The sequence below is a fragment of the Flavobacterium sp. ACAM 123 genome (genome assembly GCF_000264055.1).
Classification (GTDB): Bacteria; Bacteroidota; Bacteroidia; order Flavobacteriales; family Flavobacteriaceae; genus Flavobacterium.
The window spans coordinates 1-13161 of record NZ_AJXL01000031.1 but is presented as its reverse complement, the minus strand read 5'-3'; the positions used below and the strand labels follow the sequence as shown (position 1 = coordinate 13161).

At 34.5% G+C, this 13161-nt stretch carries 11 protein-coding genes; 10 read left to right on the top strand and 1 reads right to left on the bottom strand.

Translation table 11 applies throughout. From position 1 onward, the window contains the following. The first annotated feature begins 56 nt into the window (after positions 1–56). The 4 genes from nadC to priA all read left to right on the top strand — a co-directional run bounded on the left by nadC (position 57) and on the right by priA (position 4970). Positions 57–914, top strand: a complete 858-nt coding sequence (nadC, locus tag A3SG_RS0107605; protein WP_016989432.1) for a carboxylating nicotinate-nucleotide diphosphorylase — start codon at positions 57–59, stop codon at positions 912–914. A 56-nt stretch (positions 915–970) separates the two neighbouring features. Then, positions 971–1903 (top strand): YihY/virulence factor BrkB family protein, encoded by a 933-nt coding sequence (locus A3SG_RS0107600; protein WP_016989431.1) that lies wholly within the window; start codon positions 971–973, stop codon positions 1901–1903. Between the two features lie 140 nt (positions 1904–2043). Next, positions 2044–2472 (top strand): DUF2147 domain-containing protein, encoded by a 429-nt coding sequence (locus A3SG_RS0107595; protein ID WP_016989430.1) that lies wholly within the window; start codon positions 2044–2046, stop codon positions 2470–2472. Positions 2473–2519: 47 nt separating this feature from the next. Beyond that, complete coding sequence (gene priA, locus A3SG_RS0107590; protein WP_016989429.1) at positions 2520–4970, top strand: primosomal protein N'; 2451 nt, start codon at positions 2520–2522, stop codon at positions 4968–4970. Between the two features lie 12 nt (positions 4971–4982). On the opposite strand, the gene A3SG_RS0107585 is transcribed toward priA, so the two are convergent. Next, a complete protein-coding gene (locus tag A3SG_RS0107585; protein ID WP_016989428.1) occupies positions 4983–5678 on the bottom strand; it encodes a LytR/AlgR family response regulator transcription factor in 696 nt (231 codons plus the stop codon). Between the two features lie 162 nt (positions 5679–5840). Here A3SG_RS0107585 and rpsF point away from each other — a divergent pair, with 162 nt between their 5' ends. From rpsF to ligA, 6 genes are all read left to right on the top strand, one after another. Further along, positions 5841–6182, top strand: coding sequence for a 30S ribosomal protein S6 (gene rpsF, locus A3SG_RS0107580; protein WP_016989427.1), 342 nt, complete (start codon positions 5841–5843; stop codon positions 6180–6182). 3 nt (positions 6183–6185) lie between these two features. After that, positions 6186–6482 (top strand): 30S ribosomal protein S18, encoded by a 297-nt coding sequence (gene rpsR / locus A3SG_RS0107575; RefSeq protein ID WP_016989426.1) that lies wholly within the window; start codon positions 6186–6188, stop codon positions 6480–6482. A gap of 65 nt (positions 6483–6547) precedes the next feature. After that, entirely contained in the window at positions 6548–6988 is a 441-nt protein-coding gene (rplI, locus tag A3SG_RS0107570; protein WP_016989425.1) for a 50S ribosomal protein L9, read from the top strand. 97 nt (positions 6989–7085) lie between these two features. Beyond that, entirely contained in the window at positions 7086–10238 is a 3153-nt protein-coding gene (locus A3SG_RS0107565) for a carboxypeptidase regulatory-like domain-containing protein (RefSeq protein ID WP_016989424.1), read from the top strand. 153 nt (positions 10239–10391) lie between these two features. Then, on the top strand, positions 10392–10865 hold the full coding sequence (locus A3SG_RS0107560) for a DUF6495 family protein (RefSeq protein ID WP_016989423.1): 474 nt from the start codon (positions 10392–10394) through the stop codon (positions 10863–10865). A gap of 76 nt (positions 10866–10941) precedes the next feature. Next, the gene (ligA, locus tag A3SG_RS0107555; protein ID WP_029596673.1) at positions 10942–12945 is read left to right on the top strand and encodes an NAD-dependent DNA ligase LigA; all 2004 of its coding nucleotides are present in this window, start codon (positions 10942–10944) and stop codon (positions 12943–12945) included. Positions 12946–13161: the final 216 nt, after the last annotated feature.

Here is a 13161-nt window from a genome sequence, read left to right as displayed (position 1 = left end):
AAATTTCTCATTTGACAAAAATAGCCTACTTTAGCAGTATAAAAATTTTCTATAAAATGATTAGTGACGCACAATTTAAAAACGAGTTACAGATACTTATTTCAAATGCTATCCGAGAAGATGTGGGCGATGGCGACCACAGTTCGCTGGCTTGTATTCCGGATTTAGTCCAAGGAAAAGCAAAGCTGCTGGTGAAAGACAAAGGAATTATTGCCGGTGTTGAATTTGCCAAAATGATATTTCATTACATAGATCCTAATTTAACGATAGAGACTTTTATAGCTGATGGCATGCCAGTCAAATATGGTGATGTGGTTTTTCATGTTTCGGGTAATTCACAATCGATCCTTAAAGCGGAAAGAATGGTTTTGAACTCGATGCAAAGGATGTCAGCCATTGCGACCAAGACCAATAGTTTTGTCCAATTACTTGAAGGAACGAATACTAAAATATTAGATACCCGTAAAACCACGCCTGGTTTTCGCGTAGCCGAGAAATGGGCCGTGAAACTTGGAGGAGGCGAGAACCACCGTTTTGCCTTGTATGATATGATCATGCTCAAAGACAATCATATTGACTTTGCTGGCGGAATCGCTTTGGCTATAGCCAAAACCAAAAGCTATCTTAAGGAAAAAGAACTCGATTTGAAAATCATCGTGGAAGCTAGAGACTTAAACGAGGTTAAAGAAATAGTCGCTTGTGGAGGGGTTTACAGGATTCTATTGGATAATTTTGATTATGAAATGACCAGAAAAGCAGTCCTTTTTATTGGGAATCAAAGCTTAACGGAATCCTCAGGAAACATTAATGAAGAAACCATAAGAGCATATGCGGAATGTGGTGTGAATTACATATCTTCGGGTGCCTTAACACATTCTGTTTATAATATGGATTTGAGTTTAAAAGCAACATAAAAAAGCGGTTTTCACAATCTGATCCCGATAGTTGTCGGGGCTGCAACCTGAACACAATGAGTCAAGAAATTGAAGAAAGAATAAATAGAATCCCGCTACTGCGTAATTTCGTCCATTATTTGAAGGGCGTTAGATTAAAGTGGTTGGGTGGCTTGTGTCTTTACGATTTACTAGAATTATATATTGTTGGTATTGCCGAAGGGACTTTGTCAAATAGAGCCGGTTCGATTGCATTCAGTTTCTTCATGGCTTTATTTCCTTTTGCGCTGTTTATTTTTAACCTTATTCCATACATACCGATACAAGGGTTCCAACAAGATTTTTTGAAATTTGTATCCGAGGGCGTTCCTCCTAATACGTTTTATGCGATTGAAAATATTGTGAATGACATTCTCCATAACAGTAATTCCGGTTTGTTGTCTACGGGTTTTATATTGTCTATTTTTCTTATGGCGAATGGTTTAAATGCTATTTTGGGAGGCTTTGAAAACTCGAGACATGTTTTGGTAAAACGAGGTTTTTTCCGGCAATATATGATTGCGGTAGGAATGTCAGTGTTTTTATCGATGTTGCTTTTGGTTACGGTCGGGGTCATTGTTGTTTTTGAAGTGTTTATTCATAGATTAACCGCTAATCAGGTGCTAAATGAACAAATTCCTTTGATTGTCATGGGACGGTATAGTTTTTTGATTTTAATGATTTTAATCACAACTTCAATACTTTTTAAGTTTGGAACAAAACATGACAAAACGAGAGCTTTCATATCAATCGGTTCTGTTTTTACTACAATTTGGATCATTATTATTTCCTACTTTTTTGGAATTTGGGTTATCCAATTCTCTCAGTATAATCAACTTTATGGTTCTATTGGGACTTTATTAATTGTGATGTTCTATATTTGGATTAACTGTATGATTTTACTTCTCGGTTTTGAGTTAAATGCTGTGATTACTAACTTAAAAAGAAATAATAATATTAAATTATTGTAAATGATTTTTGTAAAATTTATAGTATGTTTGATAAAAATCAGCTGCTTGACCGCCAGATAAACGTATTGGTTGTGAGTAAGACCTGTCAAATTATAAATAAATAAAGGTTTTGTCTCCATTTGAATTATAAAAATAAAATTATGAAAAAAAGTATCACATTAATATTGCTATTTGTATCAACATTGTTTTACGCTCAAGGTCACGGAGTTATTGGAAAATGGAAGACGATAGATGATCAATCCGGTGATGAAAAATCAATAGTAGAAATTTATGAAAAATCAGGAAAGATTTATGGAAGAGTACTCGAAATCTTCGACGCGAGCCATAGAAAAGACCGTTGTACTAATTGCGAAGGGGAAGATATAAATAAACCTGTTTTAGGGTTGACAGTGATAAAAGGACTTAAAAAAGATGGAGATGAATTTAACTCAGGAAAAATTTTAGACCCCAAAACCGGAAAAGTATATAAATGTTTTATTACGTTAGAATCAAAAAATAAGCTTAAAGTACGAGGTTATATTGGCTTCGCTTTATTGGGGAGAACACAATATTGGTACAGAGTTCAATAATTTCTTTTGTTTTTCAACTCCATTAATTAACGTACAATTTTCGAATAATGCTTTTTTTTGCCGAAGTAATTTTACCGCTCTCTCTTGCCAAAACGTTCACGTACAGTATATCGGAAGCTGAATACCATTATATTAAGAAAGGAATGCGACTGGCCGTTCCTTTTGGTAAAACTAGGATTTACACTGCATTGGTTGTAGAAACCCATCAAAATCAACCCACATTATACGAGGCTAAAGAAATTCATCAAATCCTTGATGAACATCCTATTGTTACTGAGATTCAGATTGCTCATTGGCTATGGATTGCATCGTATTATATGTGTGCGATAGGTGATGTATATCGCGGTGCGATGCCGAGCGCTTTCTTATTGGAAAGCGAAACGGTAATTTCTAAAAAAACTGATGTTTTTGTTGACGAAAGCAGACTTTCCGATGATGAATTTTTGATATTTCAGGCGTTACAGCAGCAATCATCACTTAAAGTTCAGGATATAATTGCAATTTTGAATAAGAAAAATATTTTTCCGGTCATTCAAAAACTGATTGACAAAAATATATTAGTGCTTGAGGAAGAAATGCGAGAAAGTTATAAACCGAAATTAGTTAGATACATTCGACTACACCCTAAATACGATTCTAATGAGGGCTTAGGGGAGCTATTGGAAACACTTAAAAATGCCAATAAACAGAAGGAAATTGTTTTAACCTATTTTCAACTTAACGCCTCTGATAAGAAACCGCTTACTGTAAAGAAGCTGGTTGAGGCAGCTAATTCTACCTCGGCAATCATAAAAGCATTAATTGAGAAAGAAATATTTGAAGATTATCACCTACAAGAGGACCGCGTAAATTTTACAGGAAAGACTAGAGAAGTGGAATTACAGCTGAGTGAAGCACAGCACAAAGCCTTTGGCGAGATAAAAGATAGTTTTACCCGCAAAGAGGTTTGTCTTTTGCATGGTGTTACTTCCAGTGGAAAAACGGAGATTTATATAAAACTAATAGAGGAGTACCTACTTACTGGAAAGCAAGTGCTTTATTTGTTACCAGAAATAGCACTTACTACTCAGTTAGTCGGGAGATTAAGAGCTTTTTTTGGAAATAAAGTGGCTGTTTTTCATTCTAAATATAGCAATAATGAGCGCGTGGAAGTGTGGAAACAAGTTTTGCAAAACTCGGAAAAAGCACAAATAGTAATTGGAGCGAGATCGGCTTTATTTTTGCCGTTTGCTGACTTAGGTTTTGTAATTGTGGATGAAGAACATGAGCAAACCTTCAAACAAATTGATCCTGCGCCGAGATATCATGCCCGTGACGCGGCGGTAGTATTGGCTAATTTTTATAAAGCAAAAGTCCTATTAGGTTCTGCAACACCTAGTATTGAAACTTATTTTAATGGCAAGTCGGAGAAATATGGCTTGGTAGAAATCAAGGAGCGCTACGGGAACGTAATGATGCCGAATATCGAACTGGTTGATTTAAAGGATAAATATTTTCGAAAAAAGATGAAAGGCCATTTTAGTGATACCTTAATCGAGGAAATTACAAATGCCATTGCATTGGGTGAACAAGTAATTCTATTTCAAAATAGGAGAGGATATTCTCCTTTGTTAGAGTGCATGACTTGCGGGCACGTGCCGCATTGCCAGCAATGTGATGTCAGTTTGACCTATCATAAGCATAAAAACCAACTGCGCTGTCACTATTGTGGGTATTCTATTGCAAAGCCAACTCATTGTCATAGCTGTTCGAGTGTTGACTTGACTACCAAGGGTTTTGGAACGGAGCAAATACAACAAGAGTTACTAAGCCTTTTTCCAGACCATAAAATAGGAAGAATGGATCAGGACACCACCCGTGGCAAATTTGGATTCGAAAAAATCATCGATAGTTTTAAAAATAGGGAAGTAGATATTCTGGTGGGGACACAAATGTTAGCGAAGGGACTTGATTTTGATAACGTAAGTTTGGTAGGAATCATGAATGCTGATAATATGCTATTTCATCCTGATTTCAGGGCTTTTGAGAGAAGTTTTCAAATGATGACACAGGTCTCTGGACGTTCAGGACGCTCAGAAAAACAAGGAAAGGTGATTATTCAAACCTATAATCCGGATCACAATACGATACAGCAAGTGACTAATAATGATTATGCAGGGATGTATCAGGAACAGTTATATGACAGACAAATTTATAAATATCCGCCGTATTTTAAGATTATAAAAATCACATTAAAGCATCGTGATTTTGACAAACTTAAGGAAGGGTCGATATGGTTGTATCAAGTGATGAGCCAAAATTTAAATATCCCCGTGTTAGGTCCCGAGGAACCAGCGATAAACAGAATAAGAAACGAATACATCAGAACAATAATAATCAAGATACCTACAAATATTTCAATAGTAAGTACTAAAAATGTTATCCAAAAAATGTTAAACAGTTTTGACTCAGTTGCTCAGTACAGAGCGATTAAAGTAGCGATAAACGTCGATTTTTAGTAAAGTAATTTTTTATACATAAGAAAGTGCTTTTACTAAATCTTCTTTTTTGTTTCTGCTTAAGGGTATTTTAGTGACACCAATTTCTGCAAATTTGCTATTGAAGCGTTCTACCTTATCAATGTTAATGATATATGATTTATGGACCCTTACAAATTTCTTTTTTGATAGATCGTTTTCAAAAGCCTTCATGGTAGAAAGGACCAAGTTACTGTCGTCTTCAGTTACTACTCTTACATAATCGCCAAAAGCTTCGATCCATTTTATTTTTGAAGTAAAAATCTTCAATTTTTTTAAATTGCTTTTAATGAAAATATGTTCTCCGTCCTCCTCCTTGGTGTCTTGTTTAAGTAAGTGTAAATCCATCGCTCTAATCACAGAGGCGTTAAATCGATCTAATGCAATCGGTTTTTGAAGATAATCCGTTGCGTCATAATCAAATGCTTTCATAGCATACTCTGCTTTGGAAGTAATAAAAATAATTTGAGGCTTGATTTTTAATCCATCTAAAAAATCAAAACCGCTAATTACAGGCATCTCAATATCAAGAAAGATTAAGTCCACATTGTGAATAGACATGCAGCTTCTTGCTTCAATTGCATTTGAAAAATCACCTATTAAATGTAAACCTTGATGATTATTTGCTAACTTGGATATAATCATTCGCTGGATCGAACTATCATCAACAACAACACAATTTAGCTTCATAATTTTAGTATTTAATATCTGTAGTAAATATATCTTTTTTTTCAATGTGATTATATTTTAACATCGGTTTTTTTGTCATACGTCGATTAAATATATTTTAATGTTGGTTATTGAAAAATAAAAGTTATTTTTGCACACAAATTAACAAATAAATAAATATTTATGAATCATTATGAAACTGTTTTCATTTTAAATCCCGTTTTATCTGATGTTCAGGTAAAGGAAACAGTAAGCAAATTTGAAGATTTTCTTACTACTAGAGGAGCCGAAATGGTGTCGAAAGAAGACTGGGGCCTTAAAAAAATGGCTTACGAAATTCAAAACAAAAAAAGTGGTTTTTATCACTTATTCGAATTCAAAGTACCAGGAGAAGTTCTAATTGCTTTCGAAACAGAATTTAGACGTGACGAAAGAGTTATGCGTTTCTTAACTGTAAGTTTAGACAAACACGCTATTTCTTGGGCTGAAAGAAGAAGAACAAAATTAAAATCTACAAAAGCTTAAATCATGGCAACACTACAACAATCTGCTTCAGGAAAAAAAGACGGAGATATCAGATATCTTACGCCTTTAAACATAGAAACCAATAAACAAAAAAAATATTGTCGTTTCAAAAAATCTGGTATTAAGTATATCGATTATAAAGACGGTGATTTCTTATTGAAATTCGTAAATGAGCAAGGAAAAATTCTTCCTCGTCGTTTAACTGGAACTTCATTAAAATTTCAGAGAAAAGTGTCTGTAGCTGTTAAGAGAGCACGTCACTTAGCTTTAATGCCATACGTGGCCGATTTACTTAAATAATATTTTAACTCAGTTGTTGGTTTTCTGAAACATGAAACCTAACTTCTATTATAAAGGACAACAACATGGAACTTATACTTAAAAAAGACGTACAAAATGTAGGATTTAAAGATGATATTGTAACTGTGAAAAACGGATACGGTCGTAACTTTTTAATTCCACAGGGACATGCGCATTTAGCAACTTCTTCTGCAAAGAAGGTGTTAGCTGAAAACCTAAAGCAAAGAGCACATAAAGAGGCTAAAGTAATAAGCGATGCGGAAGCAGTAGCTGAGGCTTTAAAAGCTATCGAAATTAAAATTATTGCAAAAGCAGGTGGAGAAAAATTATTCGGTTCGATCACGAATATTGATATCGCCGCGGTATTAGCAAAAGGAGGTCAAGTAATTGATAGAAAATTCATCACTAGCGGTATCGTTAAACGTACTGGTAAGTACTCAGCTAGCGTTCGTTTACATAGAGATGTAATTGTCGAATTGCCTTACGAGATTATAGCAGAAGAATAACATCTCGTTAACTTTTTGTTAAAAATATATTTAAATCACTCTTCGGGGTGATTTTTTTTTGTTTAATTTCGCGCCATATAAACACACACTTAAAAATATGAAAAAAATTATTACTTTATTGTTGCTTGTTTTTGGGCTGCACACTATGATGGCTCAGAGTACAACGTCCAGTATCAAAGGAACAGTAAAAAGTTCAGATACTGAGCTACTTCCTGGTGCTTCTATTTTAGCAATTCATACCCCAAGTGGATCTAAGTATTCAGCATTATCAAATTCAGAAGGTAGGTTCAGCATGTTAAACATGAGGGTTGGCGGACCATATAAAGTTTTGGTAACCTTTATTGGATTTCGCACACAGGAGATAAATGATGTTTTTCTTGAATTAGGCAAGCCATTTAATTTAGATATTTTGTTGCAGGATGAAAGTCAACAACTTAGTGAAGTTGTAATTACTGGTTCTAAAAATAAAGTTTTTGGAGCAGGGAGAACAGGAGCAGAAACCACAATTGGTAGAAAAGAATTAACCGCTTTGCCTACTATTTCAAGATCTGCCGAAGATTTTACACGTTTAGAGCCTTCCGCGAGTGGTGGTTCTTTTGGTGGTAGAAATGATCAGTATAATAGTTACTCTTTAAATGGTGCTGTTTTCAATAATCCTTTTGGATTAGATGCCGCAACTCCTGGAGGGCAAACGGGTTCACAACCTATTTCTTTAGATGCAATTGAGCAAATCCAAGTAGCTACCGCGCCGTATGATGTAACATTGTCTGGATTTACCGGAGCTTCTGTTAACGCGGTTACAAAATCAGGGACAAATGAATTTCACGGTACGACTTATGCTTTTTTCAGAAATCAAGATTTAACTGGTAGTAAAATTAAAGGAGAAAAAATTTTTGTTCCTTCATTAGAACAAACTCAGGCAGGTGTGAGTATTGGAGGTCCAATTGTCAAAAATAAATTATTCTTTTTTGCCAATTTTGAAATTGACAAAAGAAGTGATTCAGGTTCGAATTTTGTTGCTAACGACGGGAATGGTAAAACAGGTGTAAATGAATCCAGAGTTTTAGCCACTGACTTAATGCATGTTTCTACTGAATTAGGCAATTTAGGATACAATACAGGAGCATACCAAGGGTTTACACACAATTCTAATTCAACCAAGGGGATTGTTAAATTTGACTGGAATATCAATGACAATCATAAATTGGCTGTAATTTACAATTTCCTTGATGCTTCAAAAGATAAGCCTGCGCATCCTACGGCTCTTATTCGTAGAGGTCCTGATGCGAATACCTTGCAATTCGCAAATTCGGGATACCAAATCAATAATAAAATCAGTTCGTTCTTAGTAGAGTTAAACTCAAAATTTAGTGAAGTGGTTACGAATAAATTACAAGCTGGTTATACTCATTTTGATGACTACAGAAAACCATTTTCTTCACCAGCCCCAGTAATAAATATTACAAAAGCGGGTTCTCCTTATATTATTGCTGGTCATGAGCCTTTCTCTATTAATAATAAACTGGATCAAAAAGTAATTCAGATTACTGATAATTTAAATATAGTAAAAGGAAATCACACTTATACAGCAGGGTTTTCATTCGAAAAATTTATGTTTAAAAACTCATTTAATCTAAAAGGTTATGGTTTTGACGTTTTCGGGAGTACTGATTTGGCTGGATTTGACGCTAATATTGCAAATGGTTATTATGAGCAAGCAATTGCAGATGCGCAAAACACTTTTAACACTAAAAATGCTTTACCTGACGGTGTAGATGGTGGGTGGAACTTAGCTGAACTAAACGTTGGTCAAGTTGCACTTTACGTGCAGGATGAATGGAATATTAATGATAATTTCAAATTGATATACGGATTGAGAGCTGATAAGCCTTTGTATTTTAATACTTCAGATTTAGCACAAAAATTTATTGATACTGAAAATTCAGAAGGATATTTGCCAAATATTGATTATTACAATCCTAAAGATGGTAGTGTAGTTAATTTTGATTCTACAAAAATGCCAAATAACAACATTCTTTGGTCACCACGAGCTGGTTTTAATTGGGATATCACAGGAGACAAAACAAAACAACTTCGTGGAGGTACTGGTATCTTTACCGGTAGACTTCCTTTCGTATGGATTGGAAATCAAGTAGGTGGTTCAGATCCTTTTTTCTACCAAGTAGTAAATCCAGATTTTAAATTTCCACAGGTTTGGAGAACAAGTTTAGGATACGATCACAAATTCAGTAACAACTACATTGTAACAGTAGATGCCTCGTTCAATAAAGACTTAAATGGAGTTCAAGTTCAAAATTGGGGTTTAAAGAAACCAACGAGCCAATTAGTTGGTGCTGATAGCAGAGCTATTTACGGTGCTAATGACCAAGGTACTTGGACTGATTATGGTTTTCCGGCAGCTACAAATGGATATGTATTGACTAACACAAATAAAGGAAGTGCATTTAATACCTCTATTAAAATACAAAAGAATTTTGATAATGGTTTGTTTGCGAGCTTGGGTTATAACTATTTAAAATCGTTAGATGTAAATAGTATTGAAGCTGAAATTGCTGGTGATGCCTTTGCTTTTAATCCTGCTTTAGGAAATGTAAATGATGCCACTTTATCTAATTCTAAATATGGTGATAGAAATCGTTTCATAGGTGTAGCTTCAAAAAAATGGAGATATGGTAATGATAAATGGTCAACCACTATTTCTACTTTCTTCGAATATGCTCAAGGCGGTCGTTTCAATTATACTTATGGTGGAGACATTAATAATGATGGAGCGTCTGGAAATGATTTAATATTCATACCTACAACTGCTCAAATTAGTACTATGAACTTTCCTGTTGCTGGACAAGCTGCGGCATTTGATAGATTCATAAGCCAAGACGATTACATGAGTGGAAGAAGAGGTCAGTATGCAGAACGTTATGGTGCTTTATCTCCATGGAGAGGAAAATGGGACATGAAATTTATGCAAGATTATAACTTTAAAGTTTCAGGTAACAAAACCAATACAATCCAATTTAGCGTAGATGTATTAAATGTAGGGAACCTTATTAATTCTGATTGGGGATTAGTTCAAATCCCTAATAGTGTACAGCCAATTGGAGTTTCTGTTGATCAAGCAACAAAAATACCAAGCTACACCTTTAGCGGAGAGCAAACTAAAACATTCACCTACGATGCCAGTTTATTGTCAAGATGGCAAGCGCAGTTTGGAATTAGATATATATTCTAATCTGTTCTAAATATTTTATAAAAAAGCCTCTTGAAAAGAAGGACTTTTTTGTTTATTAATTCTAAATTTGCAAACTCCAAAGTAATTGGACTTATAAATCAAAATTATATTTTTTAAATCACTATTTCAAAGCATAAATTATTAAATTTCATTATGAAGTATACAAGATTAACAAAAGAACAATTTGAGGAGCTAACACAAGAGTTTAGTACTTTTTTAGCAACTCAAACAATTGATAAAGCGGAATGGGATACAATCAAAGCGGACAAACCGGAAGTTGCTGAACAGGAATTAGATGTTTTTTCTGATCTAGTTTGGGAAGGAGTTTTAACAAGAGCTGAATATTTAGAACATTTTTCAAAAAACCATATCTTTCTTTTCCAGAGTTTCGATACTCATGTGCGGTCTATCGTTCTAAAATCATTGATGACTGACGTTGACTTTTTAACTAAAGAAGGATTGCAATGGCTTAGTGATAATATGTTTACGGATACAATTGAGATGAAAGTGGGTAAAAAGGAGTTTACGGAAGAACGCAACACGTCCCTTTTTGCTTTGATACAGCAGGGTGCGTTTTTAAGTGACGGACAATTATACAAGCAAATAAATTCAATTATTGAGGGATAATTATTCTTGATATTTGTTTTAAATTGGCTATTTTAGTATGCGATTTTCAAATACTATAATAGCCAATTTTTTTTCTATGGATGTTCAAAATACGATTCAAAAATTAAGGGACGAATTAAGCAAACACAACTATAATTATTATGTTTTGGACAGCCCCTCCATATCGGATTATGAATTTGATCTGAAACTAAAACAGCTACAAGACTTAGAAAAAAAACATCCTGAATATTTTGATGAAAGTTCCCCTTCGCTGCGCGTGGGAGGTACAATTACTAAAAATTTCAAAACGGTCCCTCATGAATACAGAATGTATTCTTTAGATAATTCTTATTCTAAAGAAGACTTAATCGATTGGGAAAAGCGCGTGCAGAAAGTATTGGGTGACGTTCCATTAGAGTATACCTGCGAATTAAAATACGACGGGGCATCTATCAGCATTACTTATGAGAACGGAAAACTAAAAAGAGCCGTTACCAGGGGAGACGGATTTCAAGGGGATGACGTTACTAATAATATCAAAACAATTAAGTCGGTACCGTTACAATTAAAAGGCGATTTTCCTGATAAATTTGATATACGGGGAGAAATAGTTTTGCCTTTTGCCGGATTCGAAAAAATGAATCAGGACTTAATTGAAGTTGGAGAAGCACCTTATTCCAATCCAAGGAATACCGCCTCAGGAAGTTTAAAATTACAAGATAGTTCCGAAGTTGCTAAAAGACCATTAGATTGTCTATTGTATTTTTTAATTGGAAACAACCTTCCTTTTACTACTCAATTTGATGGCTTGAAAAGCGCTAGGAAATGGGGCTTTAAAGTACCCAAGGAAGCGACGCTGGCTGATAATTTAGAGGAAGTTTTTCAGTACATCGATTATTGGGATGCACACAGACACGATTTGCCATATGAAACGGACGGGGTAGTGGTAAAAGTAAATCATTTTCAATATCAAGATGAATTGGGCTATACTGCTAAATCTCCGCGTTGGGCAATGGCATACAAGTTCAAGTCAGAACAAGTTTCAACTACGTTAAATTCTATTTCTTATCAAGTAGGAAGAACGGGTGCAATTACGCCAGTTGCTAATTTAGAGCCGGTGCAATTAGCAGGGACTATCGTGAAAAGAGCTTCTTTATATAATGCAGACCAAATTGAAAAATTAGATGTTCGTATAGGAGACATTGTATTTGTGGAAAAAGGAGGAGAGATTATTCCTAAAATCATTGCTGTAGATTTAAGCAAGCGCCTTGAAAATGCAGAACGGACAAACTACATTACGCATTGTCCAGAATGCAGTACGGAATTAGTTAGATATGAAGGGGAAGTCAATCACTATTGTCCTAATTTTTATGGATGTCCTCCACAAATCATTGGAAGGATTCAACATTTTATTTCGAGGAAAGCAATGGATATTGAAGGACTCGGCGGAGAAACAGTTGCCTTACTATTCAACAATGGTCTGGCACACAATTATGCCGATTTATATGAAGTGACGGTAGAGCAAATCCTTCCATTAGAACGAATGGCACAAAAATCTGCTGATAACTTGGTGAAAGGGGTGGAGAATTCAAAAAGTATACCATTCGAACGTGTTTTATACGCTCTGGGAATAAGATATGTAGGAGAGACCGTAGCTAAAAAATTAGCTAAGCATTATAAAAATATTGATGCATTAAGTCAGGCAACCTTGACCGATTTGATTTTAGTTGATGAAATAGGCGAAAAAATTGCTAAAAGTGTTCTTGAATTTTTTGATAAGGAAGAAAATAAAATAATTATTGAGCGGTTGAAAAATTATGGATTACAATTAGAAATTATTGAAAACATAAATCCCAATGCCACTATTAAACTTGCGGGAAAAATAGTTGTAGTGTCGGGTGTTTTTGAGCAGTTTTCTAGAGATGAATTGAAAAAGCTAATTGAAGACAATGGAGGCAAAATAGGGAGCTCGATTTCTGCAAAGACTAGTTATGTCGTGGCGGGAGACAATATGGGCCCTGCTAAACTAGAAAAGGCTGGCAAGTTAAATATTCCGATTATTACAGAAACAGATTTAATTAAACTAATAAATGTAGGCTAATTAATAGGATAGAAGTTTTATTAGGATTTATTATTATGATAGTCCGTTACTTCTACCAATAAAATAAGTAGCAGGTTTATTAAACAGATTTCAGCTGATTAGCACAGATAAAATTAATGTAACTTTTGAGAGTAATAAAAAAACGACGCGAATTACACGAATTAACACGAATTCAAGATAAAAATTCATTTTAATTTCACAAAAAAATAATATAAA